Source organism: Arthrobacter sp. MYb23, assembly GCF_002979775.1.
Classification (GTDB): Bacteria; Actinomycetota; Actinomycetes; order Actinomycetales; family Micrococcaceae; genus Arthrobacter.
On record NZ_PCPR01000022.1, the window covers coordinates 59087 to 77013 of the forward strand.

Here is a 17927-nt window from a genome sequence, read left to right on the forward strand (position 1 = left end):
CTAGGCGGAGGCGTCGAGAATAACGGAGCGCGTCAGGTTGCGGGGCAGGTCCGGATTCAGTCCACGAACGCGTGCGCGCTCCAGCGTGACCTTGTGGACGCGTGCCAGTTCGGCCAAGGGGTGCTTGTCTGTGTGGATGTACAGGGCGCCAGTGATGGCCATGTCGTTGTCCAAGCCTTCAGGCTGGTCACCGAACAACCAGGTAACGCGGCCGGGGGCGGCGATGGAGATGGGGCCGTGGCGGTATTCCATGGCGGGGTAGGACTCAGTCCAGCCCTGTACTGCCTCGCGCATTTTCAGGCCTGCCTCGTGAGCAAGGCCAACTGTCCAGCCAGTGCCAAGGAAGGTGAACTGTTCTGCGTCCAACAGCTCCTGGGAAACCGGGGCGCTGACGGCGTCGCGGGCGTCCTTGATGGCCTGCTGCACATCGATTCCGAGGCTGCTGAGCAGGTAGACCAAAGCTGTGGTGGCGAACCGGGTCTGAACCACTGAACGCTCATCGGCGTACTGCAGTCCAATCACGGCGTCTGCCAGGTCGATGATCGGGGACGTGGTGTCGCCAATGATGGCAACGGTGGGGACGATGCCCTTCAACTCAGCCAGGATCTCAAGTACCTCAGTGGTGGTGCCTGAGCGGGTGATGGCCACAACGGCGTCGTACTGGCGATCGGCACTGTTGCTGTTCAGAAAGGCCTCGGAAGCGGCGAACGCATCCGTGACCCCTTTACCGGCGGATTCGCGGGCAGCGGCGTAGCTTTGCGCCATGAACCAGGAGGTGCCGCAGCCGATGACGGCGATGCGCGTTCCGTCTGCGGGAAGCAACTGCTCGGCGGCCGCCTGGTCCACAGCCTTCTGCCATACCTCGGGCTGGGAAACCAGCTCTTCCTCCATGAAGGCGCCCAGTGTGTTCTCGCTCATCGTGTGTTCCGCTCCCGCTCAGCTTAATGACGTTTTCTGATCTATAGAAACACTAAACGATCATTTTCGATCTCACAAGGATCATCCACCAGGAAGACCGCGCATTAACTGCACGCCTTGTGATTGATCCTCCAATCGCGGAAAAGGTGTTCCCGGATGTGCATTTAAGTTAACTGACTGTTAACTCTTGTCAACTTCTGTCCAATGCACCAGTCTTAGACGAGTCCGCAAGAACATGACTGTTACTAACTCGGAATAATCAAGAAGGAGCATAATGCCCGGCTTGTCATCCCCCAGACGGTTGGCTTCATTGAGTTTGGCCTGCGTCGTCGCCTCATCCTCGTTGGGACTGCTGGCACTACCGCCGGCCACCGCAGCCCCGTCCACCCACCCCACAGATATCGTCAGCACCGCCGACGCCACTGCCATCACCTCCGGCCAGCTCACGGTGGACATCTCCACCACCTTCCCCCAGGTCCTCGGTTACACCGACCCTGCAAGCAAAGCCCGCCTCGACGGCACCACCGCCCGACTCAACACCATCACCATCAACGGTGTGGAATACACGGTCACAGGGACCTCCACCGCCTCCGGAAAGGACGCAAGGGACTACGTCCTGACTCTCCCTGAATTCGGCAACACGGTGATCAAGGCCCGGCTGTCAGTGAAGAAGACCGTGGTCTCTTTCAACGTCACGGAGATCAGGGATTCCGCCGACCACCAGGTGAAGACGCTGCAGCTCCCCCGGCTGAACCTGGTAACCGTGGGCTCCACGCAGCCGGGCGCCCAGGTGTCCACCGCCAACCTCTCAGTGGACCGGAGCGTCACCGGAGACGAGTTCACACTGATCACACCTTCGACTCCGTTGGATGCCGCTGCCAAGAGCTCCGCCTACGCGCTGGCAAATACTGCAACCTTGGGTGCCGCCGTCGAATCCAATGCTCTGTACGACACATCCTCTGGGCCTGGCTCGAAGGACCGGGGCCGCTTTTGGCGCCAAGCCGTCAGCGACGGCGCAGGCGGGGTGTCCATGGGCGTGGCCAGCGGCCAGTGGCTCTACCGCGCCGAGGGCTCCACTACCACCGAAGAACTCCCCTGGACACGTGTGGCCATCACCTCCGACGCCAATGCCGACGGCGGCGTGGACTGGCAGGACGCGGCAATCGCCATGAGGTCCATCCAGGTCAGCGCCAACAAGGGCGATCAGACACCTGACAACGTGATCACGCACATCCCCTTCAACTTCGCCTCGCAGGCAACCCACCCGTTCCTCCGTACCCTGGACGACGTCAAACGCATTTCCCTGGCAACGGACGGACTGGGCCAGGTTGCCATGCTTAAGGGCTACACCAGTGAGGGCCACGACTCCGCCAACACGGACTACGGCAATAACTTCAACAGCCGGGCAGGTGGCCTGGAGGACCTTAACAAACTGGTCAAGGAAGGCAAGGACTGGAACGCCAGCTTCGGTGTCCACATCAACGCCACGGAGATCTACCCTGAAGCCAAGTCCTTCAGCGAAGACCTGCTGCGCGCTGACAAGGGCCTGGGCTGGAACTGGTTGGACCAGTCCTATTACATGAACCAGCGAGAGGACATCAATTCCGGCAAGCTCGCCCAGCGCATCAAGGAACTACGCGAAGCCACGGACAAGAACCTGGACTTCGTGTACGTGGACGTCTACTACGAATTCGGCTGGCTGGCCGAGCGGCTGCAGCAGGAACTCGTCAAGAACGGGTTCCGGGTGGGCTCCGAATGGGCTGACCACCTCTCCCGGAACAACACCTGGTCCCACTGGGCCAACGACGAAAAGTACGGTGGATCCACCAATAAGGGCATCAACTCCCAGATTCTGCGCTTCATCAACAACACCCAGTCGGACGTCTGGAACCCCGACCCCAAGCTCGGCGTGAGCCACATTGTGGAATTCGAAGGCTGGACCGGACAGAACGACTTCAATGCCTTCAGCGAGAACGTGTGGACGGCCAACGTGCCCGCCAAGTTCCTGCAGCATCACCAGATCACCAAATGGACGGCTGACCGCATCGATTTGGCCGACGACGTAGCTGTCACCGGAAACACCGCCGAGGAACGCAACATCACCGTGGCCGGGGCTTCCGTGCTGCAGGGTGGCACGTACCTGCTCCCCTGGTCCTCCAAGGAGAACGGCAAAGCCGACAAGCTCTACCACTACAACCCTGCCGGCGGCCCCAGCACCTGGACCCTCACCAAGGAGTTCGCCAAGTCCGGCTCCCTCGAAATGTTCAAGCTGACGGACAACGGACGAGTGAAAGTCACCGACATCCCCGTAGTCAACGGGCAGGTCACCGTCACCGCCGACGCCAAGCAGCCCTACGTCCTGGCCCCGAAGAACAACAAGGCCGATCTGCCCAAGAAGGCCGACTTCGGCGAAGGCACAGCCTTCAACGATCCCGGCTTCAACGGAACAGACCTCTCCCCGTGGACCCCGACGGGCACCGTCACCCAGGTCCGTGACGACAAAGGCCGCCGCTACGCCGAGATGGTGGCAACGCCGTCGTCGATCAGCCAGGAAGTGAAGCTGGACGCCGGAACCCAATCCGTCAGCGCCTGGGTGGAAATCCAGCCCGGAAAGACCCGGCCCACCACGCTCTCAGTAGACATCAACGGCAAGACCGAAAGCGTCACCGTCGATTCGTCCAACGCGGAAAACTTCGTAGCTGGCGACGAGAAGCACGGCACAACCTTCCAGCGCCTCCGCGTCCTGGTGGACGTGCCGCGGAACAACACCAAGGCGACAGTTTCCGTGAAAGCGGCCGACGGCGATGCCACAGTACGCGTGGATGACTTCCGGGCGGTGAAGACCGCCCGGGTCGCCACCACCGGTGTGCTCAGCGAGGACTTCGAAAACGTGGACCAAGGCTGGGGACCGTTCGTGAAGGGCGACGCCGGTGGATCCACGGATCCGCGCACCCACATCACCGAACGCCACGAACCCTTCACACAAAAGGGCTGGGACACCAACGTGATCGACGAAGTGCTGGACGGCACATGGTCGTTGATCGCCCACGACGAAAACCTCGCCCCCAATGGCGGACCCGGCATGGTGTACCGCACCACCGAGGCAACCGTGCCGTTCCAGGCAGGCCGCAAGTACAAGGTGTCCTTCGACTACCAGAACTCCAAAGCCGGACAGTACTCCTGGGTGTCCGGTTATGACTCGCAGGCAGGCCCCGCGGTGACGGCCAGCCAGCCCATCGACGCCAAGACGTCCACCACGCGGTTCGAGCAGATCCTCGATACCGGCTTCTGCGGGGACTACTTCGTGGGATTGCAGCGCACGGGAAGCTCGAACGGTTCGGACTTCACCTTGGACAACTTCCTGGTGGAAGATCTCGGCGCCTCCGAAGCGGTCCCGGCCTGCGCGCAACTCTCGGCTGCACTCCAGGGCGACGTGGTTCAGCAGGGCAAAGCGCAGGACTTCGTCACCACGTTCGTGTCCGACGAACCGGCAGCCATCAGCGACCTCGCCGTCACCCTTGCACTGCCCGAGGGGTGGACAGCCACCCCGTCCACGCCGGCCACGGCAGCAACACTTCCGGCCGGAGGATCCCTCACCACCACGTGGAAGATCACGGCGCCGGCGTCAGCTGACGGCGACTACCCCATCACAGCCAAGGCCAGCTACACCGTCGCTGCTTCAGGCGCCGATCCCGCGGGTAGCCGCACCATCAACACCACCACCACTGTGCGGACACTGCCCAAGCCGCCGCAGTCCACAGTCTTCGCCAGCGACCACCCATGGGTCAGCGCAAGCAACGGCTGGGGCCCGGTGGAAAAGGACCAGTCCAATGGCGGAACAGGAGCTGGCGACGGCACACCGCTCACGCTGAACGGCACGGTCCACGCCAAAGGCCTGGGAGCCCACGCCAACAGTAACGTCCGCTATTACCTCGGAGGCTACTGCACTGCCTTCACCGCCACAGTGGGCATCGATGACGCCCAGCCAACGCGGGGAAGCGTGAAATTCTCCGTGGTAGCCGACGGCAACACCAAGGTCACCACCCCGGTCTTGGGCGCCACCAGCGCTCCCCTGCCGCTGACCGTGGACGTCACCGGAGCCCAGTACGTGGAGCTGGTAGCCAACGACGCCGGCGACTCCAATGGCAACGACCATGCGGACTGGGCCGACGCCAAGTTCACCTGCTCCTCCACCTCCCAGGAACCGCCGGCACCTGTGCTGACAGGCACGGTGTTCGCCTCCGACCTCCCCTGGATCGGCAGCACCAACGGCTGGGGACCGGCCGAACGGGACCGGGCCAACGGTGAGCAGAACGCCGGCGACGGGCCCGCTTTGCGGCTTGACGGCGTCGTCTATCCGAAAGGGATCGGCGTCCACGCCGACTCAAAGATCAGCATCGCCACCGAGGCCAAATGCAACGCCTTCACCGCCTCGGTGGGAGTGGACGACGCCAAGCTGAACAAAGGCCTGCACGGATCGGTGGTGTTCATCGTCAAGGGCGATGGCCGCGAACTCCTCCGCACACCCGTCCTCAGCGCCGACTCCGCAGCACTACCCCTCAACGTGGACATCACAGGTGTCCGGAACGTCGAGCTGATCGCCGACAAGAACGGTGACGACGCCGGCGACGACTGGGGTGATTGGGCCGACGCGAAGTTCAGCTGCGCGTAATCCCCTTCATCCCCACTAAACAGGGGCGGTGTTCCTACCGGAACACCGCCCCTGTTTTGTTGTGTCAGACAGCCCGCACGCCCGCCCGCCACACCGAATGCGTCAGCGGGATCCCGGGCCGGTAGGCAAGGTGCGTGGCCGATGGCGCCTTCAGCATGTGCAGGTCCGCGCGATGCCCCACCGCGAGCGAACCCACCGCCCGTTCGCCGTCGACGTCGTTCCCCGACTCCCTGCCCAACGCCAAGGCGCCGCCGTACGTCGCCGCGCGGACGGCCTCATGGACGCTCAAGTGCATCTGGAGGACAGCCGTGGTGACGCAGAACGCCATGGAGCTGGTGTAGGAAGTACCGGGGTTGCAGTTGGCGGCCAGCGCGATCTGCACGCCGGCATCGATCAGTTCACGGCCAGGCGCCAGGGGCTGGCGGGTGGACAGGTCGCAGGCCGGAAGGCAGGTTGCCACGGTGCCTTTAGTGCCGGCCCCCGTTGCAGGATCCCAGCCAGCCCACGTTTCCGCGAGCGCTGCGACGTCCTTGTCCGAAAGGTAGTTGACGTGGTCCACGCTCGCGGCCGCAAACTCCACTGCCAAGGCCACGCCCGGCCCTTCTCCAAGCTGGTTGCCGTGCACGCGCAAGCCAAGTCCGGCGTCGCGGGCAGCGGTGAGGACACGGCGGGACTGGTCCTCAGTGAAAGCGCCCCGCTCGCAGAACACATCTGCCCAGCGGACAAACGGCAGGACAGCATCCAGCATGGGGCCGCAGACCAAGTCCGTGTACTCCTCGGGATCAGAGCCTTTCGGGACCAAGTGCGCGCCAAGGTAGGTGACCTCGTCCACCTCCGCCGCGGCAATCCGGGCACTCCGGGCCTCGTTCTCCACGTCCAGCCCGTAGCCGGTCTTGCTCTCCAAGTAGGTGGTTCCCTGCGAGACCGCCTCTGCCACGCGGTCCCGCACCAGACGGGTGAGTTCGTCGTCGCTGACGCTGCGGGTGGCACCTGTGGTCACGGCGATCCCACCGGCGCTGTAGCTCTCACCGGCCATGCGGGCCTCAAACTCCGCCGTGCGGTCACCGGCAAAAACAAGGTGCGAGTGCGAATCCACCCAACCGGGCAGCACTGCACGACCCTCGGCGTCGAGCACCTCATCCGCGGACGGGGCATCTGCACTGGACCCAATCCACGCGATGCGCTCGCCTTCGAACACGATTGCCGCGTCCTTGAGGACCCGGTGCTCCAGGTCCTGCGTCATCAGTTCGCCGATGTTGGTAATGAGTGTGCTGCGCCCATTCGTGTTTCCGCTCATGACCCTATTGTTCAGCGCCGGATGGACCAACGGACGGCCGCGAGCTGCTCCGCTGTCCGGGATACCGGACTGTCGTCACTTACTTCGCCAAGGATCAGCGCGGCTGCCAGCTCCGCGATGGCTGACGACGTCTGGAAACCATAGCCACCTTGTCCTGCCAGCCAGAAGAAGCCGGGTGCTTCGGCGTCGAAACCCACCACCGGGATTCCGTCCGCGGCTTCGGTCCGCAGGCCGGTCCACGCCCGGTCCACGGAGCGGATGCCCAACGATGTTACGGCGTTGAGTTTGTTGATCAATGCCTCCACGTCCCCCGGGTAGGGCTTGGCATCCTCTGCGCCGCTGGGCACGGTTTCCGACGGGGAGATCAGGACCTGGTTGCCCTCGGCGCGGAAATAAAACGAGTCGTCGGCTGCACACACCATGGGCGTTTCGGGCGTCAACGGATTCTCCACGTTCACGATCGCGGCGGTCCGCCGGTACGGCTGAAGCCCCAGCTTCTCCACTCCGCTGATGACGGCCAGCTCATCTGCCCAGGCACCAGCCGCATTAACCACGACGCCGGACTGGAAACCCTCAGTGCCCGCGCCCAACTGCCAACCACTCCCCAGCCGCTGCGCGGAGTGCACTTTGGCTCCGGTGATGATGTCCACCCCTGCGGCTTCTGCAGTCTGCCGGTGTTCCTCCAACAACAACGGGGCGTTGCAGCCGAAGGACCCGTTGTCCAGACCAGCGGCAGTGAAGGAATCAGGGTTGAGGGCCGGGCAGAGCTGCATCGCTTCGTCGTGAGTGATGGAGTGCATGTTGCCGCTGGCCTCGGCGCGCACGGTCTCCTCGTCACCCACCAGCATGAAACCGCGGGGCGTCAGGATCGGCTCCGCTGCTTGGGCATCCCTTTCCGCCAGCATCTCCAGCGTCCGAACAGTCAGGTCCTGAACTACCGCCGGACCATAGCTGGGGATCAGTTGCCGGGCCGAACGTGAGGAAGTGTGGAACGCCAGGGACTGCTCTGCCTCAACCAAGGCGACAGTGCACTTGCCTGCCAGGGCTGCCGCCAAGGACAGTCCCCCGATGCCGCCGCCAACGATTACCACGTCATAATTCGAAGCCATGGCTCCATCCTGTCAGACCGGATGCTCTCTCACATCCCAAGCCCTTCAGGCCATCCCTCACTCACGTCCCAGCCCTTAACCCCGAACGCTCACTCACCTCCCAGCCCCTAACTCAGAACGCTCACTCACGTCCCGGCCCTTAACGCAGAACGCTCTCTCACTTTCGTCGCGAAAGTGAGAGAGCGACCCGCTCAAGCACGCGGGAGGTGACAGAGCGTTCGCGTCAAGCACGCGGGACGTGAGAGAGCGACCCGCTCAAGCACGCGGGAGGTGACAGAGCGCTGCTTAGGCGACTGCGGCGCGACTCTTGACGAACGCCTGAACGCAGGCTTCGACGTCGTCCGCGCTGTGCGCAGCGGAGAGCTGAACGCGGATCCGCGCCACACCCTTCGGCACCACGGGGAAACTGAAGGCCGTGACGAAGACGCCGTTCTTGAGCATCTCGTCAGCCACCTTGGCAGCGACCACAGCGTCGCCGAACATCACGGGGATGATGGCGTGTTCGCCGTCGAGGAGCTCGAAGCCTTCCTCGCTCATGCGGCGGCGGAACAGGGCAGCGTTCTCGAAGAGGCGCGTGCGGAGTTCGCCGGATTCCTGCACGAGCTCGATCGCCTTGATGGTAGCCGCCACAATGGCCGGGGCGAGGGAGTTGGAGAACAGGTACGGGCGCGCCTTCTGGCGAAGCATGGCCACGATCTCGCCACGGCCGGAAACGTAGCCACCCGAGGCGCCGCCCAAGGCCTTGCCAAACGTGCCGGTGTAGATGTCCACGCGCTCCGACACACCTGCATGTTCAGGGGTGCCGGCTCCGGTGGAGCCCATGAACCCAACAGCGTGGGAGTCGTCCACCATGACCAGGGCGTCGTGCTTTTCGGCGAGGTCGCAGATAGCTTCGAGCGGCGCGAGGAAGCCGTCCATGGAGAAGACACCATCCGTGACAATGATCTTCCGGCGGGAACCCTCAGCCTCCACCAGCTTGGCCTCAAGGTCTGCCATGTCCTGGTTGGCGTAGCGGAAGCGCTTGGCCTTGCTCAGACGGATGCCATCGATGATGGATGCGTGGTTCAGGGAATCGGAGATGATGGCGTCTTCGGGGCCGAACAAGGATTCGAACACGCCGCCGTTGGCGTCGAAGCAGCTGGAGAAGAGGATGGTGTCCTCAGTACCCAGGAACGCGGAGACACGGGTCTCGAGTTCCAGGTGGAGGTCCTGGGTGCCGCAGATGAAGCGTACGGAAGCCATACCGAAGCCGCGCTCGTCCATGGCGGACTTGGCGGCGGCGATGATGTCCGGGTGGTCGGCCAGGCCCAGGTAATTATTGGCGCAGAAGTTCAGGACCTTGTTGGCCGGCTGGCCGAGCTGGCCCGCTGCGATGTGGCTTGCCTGCGGGGAATCGATGTGGCGTTCGGTCTTGAAAAGGCCGGCGCTGCGGATCTCGTCCAGTTCGCCCTGCAGCTGGTCTTTGATGGCTGAATACATGGGTGCTCCTAAAGTCTTGTTGGGGTCCGGGTGCCGCGGGTCGCGTTACAGTTCGGTCCAGTTACAGTTCGGTCCAGTCGAGGACCACTTTGCCACCGGTGCCGTTGCGGGCGATCTCGAAGCCCTTTTCCCAGTCCTTTGCGGACAGCTTGTCCGTGACCACTGCGGAGATGTTGCGGTGGAGCACGGGGTTGGAGGACAGCATGGCGCTCATGGCATACCAGGTCTCGAACATTTCGCGCCCGTAGATGCCCTTGAGGGTGAGCATGTGGGTGACCACCTTGCCCCAGTCGATGTCGATTGACTGGCTGGGCAGGCCGAGCATGGCGATGCGGCCACCGTGGTTCATGTTGTCGATCATCTCAGGCAGGGCCGTGGGGTGTCCCGACATTTCCAGTCCAATGTCAAAACCTTCGCGCATGCCGAGTTCCTGCTGTGCTTCGCGGACGCGCATTTTGGAGACGTCCACGGCGAGGTCCACGCCCATCTGGCGGGCCAGCTCCAGCCGCGGGGCTGAGACGTCAGTGATCGCGATCTTCCGTGCACCGGCGTGCCGGGCGACGGCGATGGCCATCAGGCCGATGGGACCGGCACCGGTGATGAGCACGTCCTCGCCGACCAGCGGGAAGCTCAGGGCGGTGTGGACTGCATTGCCGAAGGGGTCGAAGATGGCACCGAGTTCGGGGGTGACGGACTCATCCTGGTGGACCCAGACGTTGGTTTCCGGGATGACGACGTACTCGGCAAAGGCACCGTCGCGCTGCACTCCAACGGAGACGGTGTGGATGCACATCTGGCGACGTCCGGCACGGCAGTTGCGGCAGATGCCGCAGACCACGTGGCCTTCACCGGAGACCCTGTCCCCTACCTTGACGTCCCGGACATCCTCGCCGATTTCCACAACTTCGCCATAGAACTCGTGGCCGGCGATCAGTGGCGTTTCGATGATGCCCTGCGCCCAGGCGTCCCAGCTTTGAATGTGGAGGTCGGTGCCGCAGATGCCGGTGGTCATCACACGGATCTTGACATCGCCGGGGCCCGCTTCGGGCTCGGGACGTTCGACGAGTTCGAACCCTGCGTGGGGTCCGGATTTGTAGAGAGCCTTCATGGGATTCCTCACTGCCAGGGCTGCTTCGCTGCTGCTGAGTCCATTAGAGCGCCGCTGACGATTTAGCACAACTAGATTCTTCTCAATCAACGATTTAGGATTTGCTAATGGAAATTCATCAGTTGCAGATGCTTCGCGAGCTTGGAGACCTGGGAAGCGTCAAGGCTGTGGCTGAAACGCTGATGGTGACCCCCTCCGCCGTTTCACAACAGCTCGCTCTACTTCAGAAGTCCGTGGACGTGCCGTTGACGCGCAAGGAAGGCCGGGCACTGGTGCTGACCGACGCAGGCCGCGTGCTCGCCGAGGCGGGTGCCGCCGTCGTCAACGCCATGGCAGATGCGCGCGCCGCAATCGGCGCCTATCACGACGCTCCCGACGCGCCGGTGAGTGTGAGCGCTTTTCACAGTGCGGGGCAGGCGCTGTTTGCGCCATTGGCGGCGCATTTGGCGTCCGGGACAGCGTCCGACGGCGGGAAGTCGCCACGCCTGCGGCTGTCCGATGAAGATGTGGCCCAGGAGGATTTCCCGGGGTTGGCTGCGCGGTATGACCTGGTGTTGGCGCACCGGATGGACAACAGCCCACAGTGGCCGGAAGACAAAGTGGCCGTTATTCCCATCGCGGATGAGCCCTTGGACATCGCTCTCCCCGCGAACCACCCCTTGGCAGCCCGACGCGAACTGAAACCGTCCGACGTCGTGGATGAACCCTGGGTGACCAGCCGCGATGGCTACTCTCCCGCGGACGTCCTGGCCGCCGTCGTTGCCGTGAGCGGGCGTCCGGCCGAAGTCCTGCACCGCATCAACGATTACTCGACCGTTGCCGCGCTGGTCTCGGCCGGAGGTGCGATTGGGCTGCTGCCTCGCTTCACCGCGCGCCGGGTGTTGGATGCCGGTGTGGTGCTGCGTCCGTTGTCAGGGGTGAACTCCGTGCGCAAGATCGACATCCTTGCCCGGCCCGAGACACTCAAAAGAAAATCGGTCATGACGGTTTGCGAGTCACTTCAAACCGTCATGACCGAGCTTATCGAGCTATCCAGCCCTGACTTACCCAAGTAGGTCGCAGCAGAGCGCGTTTTGAGACGGCGAAACGCGCTCAACTGCGACTCAGTTGGTCAGTCGCGGACCAAGGCGGGCTGGCCGGCGTCGAAGTACTCCACCAGTTCGACGGGGAGCTCCGGTACCTCGCGGGCAGAGCCATCACCGCGTAACGATTCCGCCGCCAGGATGCCCGCCACCACCGCTTGGCGCGCGGCAATCGGGCTGGTCTGGGTCCGGCCGCCCTCCGAGGCGAAGCGGAGGAACTCCTCGATCAGGCGCGGATCGGCGCCGCCATGGCCGCCTTCGCCGTCCTGGATGGTGATGACTTCATCCGGTGCCGCGTAGCCCGAGGACCTGCTGGTCCACACGTTGATGGTCTCCCCGGGCCCATCGCCCAGGTTCTCAATGCGGCCCTTGGTGCCGATGACGGTGTAGTTGCGCCAGTAGTCGGGCGTGAAGTGGCACTGCTGGTAAGAGGCAAGCACACCGTTATCCAGCACCATGTTCATCATGGAGATGTCCTCGACGTCGATCACCTCCGCAAGGTCCTTCTGCTCCGTGGGCGGCCAGTTGTCCATGGAGAACCAGTCCCCCATGCGCTTGCCCGCGTTGTTGCTCCGGTTTGCGACGTCGCCGTAGACGGCGAGATCGCCGACGGCGGCAACCCGCTTGGTGTACCCACCGGCCAGCCAGTGGATCACATCGATGTCGTGGGCACCTTTTTGAAGGAGCAGCGAGGTGACGTTTGCGCGCTGGGCGTGCCAGTCCTTGAAGTAATAGTCACCGCCGTGGCCCACGAAGTGTCGGCACCAGACAGCCTTGACCTCGCCGATCCTGCCGTCTTCGATGAGTTGGCGCATCTGTACTACAACCGGCATGTGCCGCATGTTGTGGCCGACGTACAACCGTGTTCCGGTTTCGTAGGCCGTCGCCAGGATCCGGTCCGCAGCCTCAACGGTGATGTCCAGGGGCTTCTCGCAGAAGGTGGGGATGCCCGCCTTGAGCGTTCGAACGGCGACGGCGGCGTGCTGGTTATCCGGGGTCAGGACCAGGACGGCGTCGATACCGCTGCTCAACAGTTCCTCAAGGTCACCCGTGACGCGTGCGGACGGGATGCGTTCAGCCGCGTCCGCCCGTCCACGTTCACTCAGGTCACAAACAATGGTGACCTCCGAGCCTTGGCCCGGCTTGTGGGCGTGCTTCCACAGCCCCGACCGCAGGCCGAAACCTACAATGCCGACCTTCAAATCCTTTTCCATGATGTGCAATATCCTTCTGTTCTTAATAAAGTCTGGTTGCGGCGCTGCGGTGCGGCGCCGATTCACGCACGAACAAGTGCCAGGGGAAGTCCAGGACGGCGGGTCCCGCTGTCGCCTCCGGGCTTGACTGCGCTGTAGCCCGCCTGAGGAGGAGCCGTGCAAGTTTGTCGAAGAAGTCCACGGGACCAACGGTGCTGAGCGAGGGAGACATCCGCTCGCCCTCCACGGTGTTGCCCACACCGATGATGTCCACGTCAGTACCCACAGCCATGCCTAGGCGCTGAGCCGCGTTGATGGCACTGACCGCTGCGTAATCGGTGGTGGCGTAGATGGCGGTGGGCCGGTCCGGAAGGCTGAGCACCCGCGTTGCCGCAGCGTAAGCTCCGGCACTGGTGGCATCGAACAAGCCCACGTAGTCTTCCCGTTCCGGAATGCCTGCGTTTGCCAGGGCGTCGGAGTACGCCCGGTACCGTGACCCGCCCGAGGTTCCCGATGCAGTAGCCGGGGTCAGGCAAGCGATCCGCCGGTGGCCGTGGAGCAGGTGCTCCACGGCCATGCGGCAACCTGGACCAGCAATGGAACGGATGACGTCGAAGCCTTCCGGCTCCAGTCCCTCGTCAAAAACCACCAGGGTGGTTCCGTGTTCGGCAAGCTTCCGCAGGGCATCCCGCTGCTCTTCACGGACGGCGTCCACAAACACGGCGTCCGCGTTGTGCGTGCCGAGCACCTTCACCCAGTCGGCGTCACCCAGGATCATCGGTGTGATCCCCAGCGGAACGGCCGCCTTCTGCACAGACTCGATGACGGACAGGGACCAGGGATCGGACAGCATGGTCAGCGAGAGGATCACCGTGTTGGTGCGGCCCGTGCGGATGGCCCGGGCCGCCTGGTTGGGGCGGTAGCCGAGCCGCTCCGCCGCGGCCTTGACCTTTTCCGCCGTCGGATCCGAGACCCCTGGCCCCCCGTCGCCGCGGCGACCCGACAGGACATAGGAAACCGTGGCCGTGGAGACGCCCGCCAGTTCGGCCACCATGCGAATGGTTGGTCTGACCCCGGTGCTGCTCGCTTTTGCCATGGTTCCCCCTGCTGGTGCTTGCTTTGTACGTTTGCGTTGCGTGGTTGTTGGTTTGAGGCTAGCTCCTGAATACCGGCACGTTGGGGTCCAACGCGGCCTGGTACTCATCGCGCATCTTGTCGCCGCCTTCGCTCTTCCAGCGTTTGACGGCGTCCTTGAGTTCGTCGATCTTGGCGCGCCCGGTAATGATGTCCACCACCTTGTCGCGCAGCTGCTTGGTGATCTTGGCGCCCACCTTGGCGTTGGTGTCCGAGTAGGAACCATTGGTGGGGTTGCGCCACGCGAACTCGAGCAGTTTTTCTTCCTGCTGACTGACGTACCGCGTGTCGTCGTCGAAACCGGGGTTGAAGATCACGTTCTCCGGGCTGGACATGATGTTCAAAGCTGAGACGAGGCCGGGAGCGTTGGTTGTCCCCGTCTCGGTGCGCGCCGGGTTTCCGGAGCCGTCAATGGTGTAGTCCTCGCCGAGCTCGCCGAAGTTTTTCTGCATGTATTCAACGGTGCCGAACGGGGCCGACAGGTAGTTGATGAGCGAGAGCAGTTCGCGGATCTTGCCTTCTTCAGCCTTCTTGAACGGGGTGAAGCCCACCGTTCCGTAGCCCATGTCGTACACCGGCTTGACCTTGCCGTCCGCGCTGAACGGAATGAGAACATCAAATTGGGCGGACTTGTTCAGGGCACGGTAGCTGCGGATATCGTGCGGACCCACCACTACCTGTGCTGCAACACTGCCATTGGCCACGCGTGAGCGGATGTCAGTGGCCTTGGAGTCCGGGTAGAAGACCCCGGCCGCGAACATCTTGGCGGTGAACTCCACGCCGGCCAGGTACTCATCGGTTTCGTAGAGGTGGGTGAGGGTGCGGTCCTTGTTGACGGCCCAGCTGTTGGGAGCGCCAAACCATTCCGTGACCATGTGGAGGGCGTTGATGTAGGCCGGCTCAAGCGCGTACTGCTGATCGCCCGGGCGGGTCAGCTCCTTGGCTTTATCCAGGAATTCGTCAGCGCTGGATGCCTCGAAGCCACCCACCTTGGCCCACATATCGTGGTTGCCAAGGTAAACCTGCCCGAACGGGGTGCTCGGGATGGGGGCGCCCCAGATCTTGCCGTTGACGACGGCGGTCTTCCAGGAATCGGGCTTGAGCGCGGCCAGGTTGGGGTACTCAAGGACAGCGTCACCGGAGAGGTACGGCGTCAGGTCCTGGAACTTGGCTTCAAGCATCGGACCGACATTGGGGATGCCCTGGTTCGGCGGAACCCACATCATGTCCGGAAGATCGTTGCTGGCAAGGACCGTGGCGAACTTTGCAGGGTAGCCGTCGCCAATGTCTTCTGCGATCTGCAGTTCCAGGTCACCGCCGAGCTTGGCGTTGAGCCGCTGCCAGAAGGGGTTGTCCTTCAAGCCCGGGCTCATGGTGTCGAAGGTTTCGGTCAGGCCGGTCACCTTACCTTTGAGCGGCGGCGCCTTCACGGACTGCACAGCGGTGGGCAGTTTGAAGAAGCCGGCCTGGAGGCCCTTGGCGTTGCCCGCGATGTCCGGGGTGACGCCGGTGAATTCCTTGTACGTGGGCAACTTGACCGAAGCGGAGGCAGCGGCGCCTCCGTTGCTTGCGGCTCCGCCACCACCGCAGGCGGACAAGCCGGCGGCGGTCACGGCCAGGCCTGCGAGGCCAAGGAAACCGCGGCGGCTGAATCCAGCCTGGGAGGTAGTGCTCGTCATGGCATAACCCTTTCTGGTTACTTGCTTTTTGTCTGAGGTTTGAGTGTTCGGGGGTGAGTGCTTGTGCTTTTGAGGGCTGGGCTAGCCCTTGACGGCGCCGGTGATGACGCCCTTGGCAAAGTGCTTTTGGAGGAACGGGTAAACCATCAGGATGGGGACCAGCGCCACAACGACCACTGCCATCTGAATGGACTGCGGCGGCGGCGTGGTGGTGATTCCCAGCTGGTCCGCTGCCCCACTGCCTTGGACCACGAAGTTGCGGAGAAGCAACTGGATGGGCCACTTGCTGTGATCGTTGATGTAAAGCAGGGCGTTGAAGAACGAGTTCCAGAAACCCACGGCATAAAACAGCCCGACGACGGCGATCACGGCTTTGGACAACGGCATGACGATGCGCCACAGGATTTGCCAGTCGTTGGCGCCGTCGATTCTGGCACTTTCGATCAGTTCGCCGGGAATGTTCATGAAGAACGATCGCATCACCACAAAGTTGAAGGCTCCGAAGATCCCCGGAAGGATCAGCGACCACAGCGAGTCCAGCAGGCCGAGTTGGCGGATCATGAGGAAGGACGGGATCAGGCCCGGTGCAAACAGGAGTGTGAACAGGACTGCGAGGATCACTGGCCGGCCAAACAGAACCGTGCGGCTGGTGGCGTAAGCCATGGTGATGGTGACGAACAACGCCAGGATGGTGCCCACTGCGGTGACCAGCATGCTGACCCCCAGTGACTGGAGGACCATGGGGCCCTTGAAGATGGTGGCGTAGGCCTCCAAGGTGGGTCGTTCGGGCCAGAGGACGAAGCCACCGGCCTTTACCAGCTGTTCGGTGTCAGCGAGGGACGTCGAAACCACCAGAAGGATGGGCGCGAGGATGGACAAGCTGAAAACGATCAGGACTACTGCTTTGACCGTTTGATACAGGGCGGAAGGCTTTTCCTTCCACACCGGGCGCTTGGGGTTGTAGCTAAGCTCCCGGGGTTTCTTGCTGAAAAGTGTTGTTGCCATGGGGTTCTCCTTGTGCGGCAGGCGCGCGGGTCAGCGGGGCTATCAGCGCACTTGTTTTGCGAAGATTCCGTCTTCGCCGAACTTGTGGGCAAGTTTGTTGGCGCCGTAGATCAACAAGGCGCTGACCACGCCCTTGGCAAGGCCTGCTGCCGCGCCTGAGCTCCAGCCGCCTCCCACTACGCCGGTGTAGTAGGTGAAGGTGTCCAGCACTTCCGCAGCTCCGGCTCCAACAGCGTCGCGCTGCAGGATGAACTGCTCAAAGCCCACCGAAAGAATGTCGCCGATGCGCAGGATCAGGAGCAGGACGATCACGGGACGCAGTCCTGGAAGGGTGATGTGCCACATTCTGCGCCAGCGCCCGGCTCCATCCGCCGCGGCGGCTTCATACAGGGAGGCATCGATGCTGGCCAGGGCTGCCAGGAAGATGATCATGGCCCAGCCGGCGTCCTTCCAGATCATTTGGACCACCACCATGACCGGGAATGTCTCCGGGTTGGTCATGAAGGGAATGGGGTCCATCCCCCAGTCCCGGAGAAGGTTGTTGACGAATCCTGCGCCGCCAAGCATCTGCTGGAAGAAAGCGATCACCAAGACCCAGGACAGGAAGTGCGGCAGGTAGGCGATGCTCTGGAAGATCCGCCGGACGCGGGTGCTGATGAGTGAATCCACAATCAGGGCCAGCACCAGCGGCACCGGGAAGAGGAAGACCAGCTGCCAGGCCGCCAAGTAGAGCGTGTTCCAGAAAGCGTGAATGAAGTCCGGATTTCCGAACAAGTCCACGAAGTTCTGCCAACCAACCCACAGGCTGTCTCCAATGCCCAAATAGGGCTGGTAGTCCTGGAACGCGATGACGTTGCCCAGGATGGGAATGTAGAAGAAGAGCAACAGGAAGGCCACACCGGGCAGCATCATGAGCAGCATCTGCTTGTCGCGCCGCAGTCGGGACCGGAAACTCTGCTGCGGGACTTTGTTTCTCTTCCGTTTCCTCGGACCGGATCCGGAGGCATTTCCACCTGGCGGTCCCGGGACTCGGCGAGCCTCGGGCAATGCCGGAGCCTGTTCCGTCGTCGAGTTCATACTGTCTCCTCAAGTGCTGAGCCTGAGCCGTGAATGTGATTCAGGCCACGCTCGTTAACCGTTTAACAAACCATAAGTGACTGGCATCTCTTTTTGCAAGATCATGATCGAAACTGATCAAAGAAATCACCTTTCATCACTATTGCGGCGTGGGGGGTGGTTTGAGATGGGGGT

General features: G+C 62.9%; 12 protein-coding genes. 2 read left to right on the plus strand and 10 right to left on the minus strand.

Annotation, left to right across the window (positions count from 1 at the left end; translation table 11 throughout):
• A complete protein-coding gene (locus tag CQ020_RS19065) occupies window positions 1-918 on the minus strand; it encodes an SIS domain-containing protein (protein ID WP_024820242.1) in 918 nt (305 codons plus the stop codon).
• Between the two features lie 274 nt (window positions 919-1192).
• Here CQ020_RS19065 and CQ020_RS19070 point away from each other — a divergent pair, with 274 nt between their 5' ends.
• Window positions 1193-5590 carry an endo-alpha-N-acetylgalactosaminidase family protein gene (locus CQ020_RS19070; RefSeq protein ID WP_105693262.1) on the plus strand — a complete coding sequence of 1466 codons (4398 nt, stop codon included), beginning with the start codon at window positions 1193-1195 and terminating at the stop codon, window positions 5588-5590.
• A gap of 64 nt (window positions 5591-5654) precedes the next feature.
• Here CQ020_RS19070 and hutI read toward each other — a convergent pair whose 3' ends face one another.
• The 4 genes from hutI to tdh all read right to left on the minus strand — a co-directional run bounded on the left by hutI (window position 5655) and on the right by tdh (window position 10583).
• A complete protein-coding gene (gene hutI / locus CQ020_RS19075; RefSeq protein WP_105693263.1) occupies window positions 5655-6887 on the minus strand; it encodes an imidazolonepropionase in 1233 nt (410 codons plus the stop codon).
• Window positions 6888-6898: 11 nt separating this feature from the next.
• Window positions 6899-7996: an FAD-binding oxidoreductase gene (locus CQ020_RS19080; protein ID WP_105693264.1), complete on the minus strand. Its 1098-nt coding sequence runs from the start codon at window positions 7994-7996 to the stop codon at window positions 6899-6901.
• A 285-nt stretch (window positions 7997-8281) separates the two neighbouring features.
• A complete protein-coding gene (locus tag CQ020_RS19085; RefSeq protein WP_105693265.1) occupies window positions 8282-9475 on the minus strand; it encodes a glycine C-acetyltransferase in 1194 nt (397 codons plus the stop codon).
• Between the two features lie 61 nt (window positions 9476-9536).
• On the minus strand, window positions 9537-10583 hold the full coding sequence (tdh, locus tag CQ020_RS19090; RefSeq protein ID WP_024820237.1) for an L-threonine 3-dehydrogenase: 1047 nt from the start codon (window positions 10581-10583) through the stop codon (window positions 9537-9539).
• Between the two features lie 107 nt (window positions 10584-10690).
• On the opposite strand from tdh, the gene CQ020_RS19095 reads away from it, so the two are divergent.
• Complete coding sequence (locus tag CQ020_RS19095; protein WP_105693266.1) at window positions 10691-11638, plus strand: LysR family transcriptional regulator; 948 nt, start codon at window positions 10691-10693, stop codon at window positions 11636-11638.
• 56 nt (window positions 11639-11694) lie between these two features.
• On the opposite strand, the gene CQ020_RS19100 is transcribed toward CQ020_RS19095, so the two are convergent.
• The 5 genes from CQ020_RS19100 to CQ020_RS19120 form a co-directional block, all read right to left on the minus strand.
• Window positions 11695-12879, minus strand: coding sequence for a Gfo/Idh/MocA family protein (locus tag CQ020_RS19100; RefSeq protein ID WP_258142090.1), 1185 nt, complete (start codon window positions 12877-12879; stop codon window positions 11695-11697).
• 22 nt (window positions 12880-12901) lie between these two features.
• A complete protein-coding gene (locus tag CQ020_RS19105; RefSeq protein ID WP_105693268.1) occupies window positions 12902-13954 on the minus strand; it encodes a LacI family DNA-binding transcriptional regulator in 1053 nt (350 codons plus the stop codon).
• Between the two features lie 58 nt (window positions 13955-14012).
• A complete protein-coding gene (locus CQ020_RS19110) occupies window positions 14013-15671 on the minus strand; it encodes a sugar ABC transporter substrate-binding protein (protein WP_105693269.1) in 1659 nt (552 codons plus the stop codon).
• 81 nt (window positions 15672-15752) lie between these two features.
• On the minus strand, window positions 15753-16676 hold the full coding sequence (locus tag CQ020_RS19115; RefSeq protein WP_105693270.1) for a carbohydrate ABC transporter permease: 924 nt from the start codon (window positions 16674-16676) through the stop codon (window positions 15753-15755).
• Between the two features lie 42 nt (window positions 16677-16718).
• A complete protein-coding gene (locus CQ020_RS19120; RefSeq protein WP_105693271.1) occupies window positions 16719-17753 on the minus strand; it encodes a sugar ABC transporter permease in 1035 nt (344 codons plus the stop codon).
• Window positions 17754-17927 lie beyond the last annotated feature (174 nt).

Excerpts from the sequence above, each read along its gene's own strand:
- hutI (WP_105693263.1), bottom strand. The coding sequence starts at position 6,887 with ATGAGCGGAAACACGAATGGGCGCAGCACACTCATTACCAACATCGGC.
- CQ020_RS19110 (WP_105693269.1), bottom strand. The coding sequence starts at position 15,671 with ATGACGAGCACTACCTCCCAGGCTGGATTCAGCCGCCGCGGTTTCCTT.
- CQ020_RS19080 (WP_105693264.1), bottom strand. The coding sequence starts at position 7,996 with ATGGCTTCGAATTATGACGTGGTAATCGTTGGCGGCGGCATCGGGGGA.
- CQ020_RS19095 (WP_105693266.1), top strand. The coding sequence starts at position 10,691 with ATGGAAATTCATCAGTTGCAGATGCTTCGCGAGCTTGGAGACCTGGGA.
- CQ020_RS19115 (WP_105693270.1), bottom strand. The coding sequence starts at position 16,676 with ATGGCAACAACACTTTTCAGCAAGAAACCCCGGGAGCTTAGCTACAAC.
- CQ020_RS19065 (WP_024820242.1), bottom strand. The coding sequence starts at position 918 with ATGAGCGAGAACACACTGGGCGCCTTCATGGAGGAAGAGCTGGTTTCC.
- tdh (WP_024820237.1), bottom strand. The coding sequence starts at position 10,583 with ATGAAGGCTCTCTACAAATCCGGACCCCACGCAGGGTTCGAACTCGTC.
- CQ020_RS19105 (WP_105693268.1), bottom strand. The coding sequence starts at position 13,954 with ATGGCAAAAGCGAGCAGCACCGGGGTCAGACCAACCATTCGCATGGTG.
- CQ020_RS19100 (WP_258142090.1), bottom strand. The coding sequence starts at position 12,879 with ATGGAAAAGGATTTGAAGGTCGGCATTGTAGGTTTCGGCCTGCGGTCG.
- CQ020_RS19120 (WP_105693271.1), bottom strand. The coding sequence starts at position 17,753 with ATGAACTCGACGACGGAACAGGCTCCGGCATTGCCCGAGGCTCGCCGA.
- CQ020_RS19070 (WP_105693262.1), top strand. The coding sequence starts at position 1,193 with ATGCCCGGCTTGTCATCCCCCAGACGGTTGGCTTCATTGAGTTTGGCC.
- CQ020_RS19085 (WP_105693265.1), bottom strand. The coding sequence starts at position 9,475 with ATGTATTCAGCCATCAAAGACCAGCTGCAGGGCGAACTGGACGAGATC.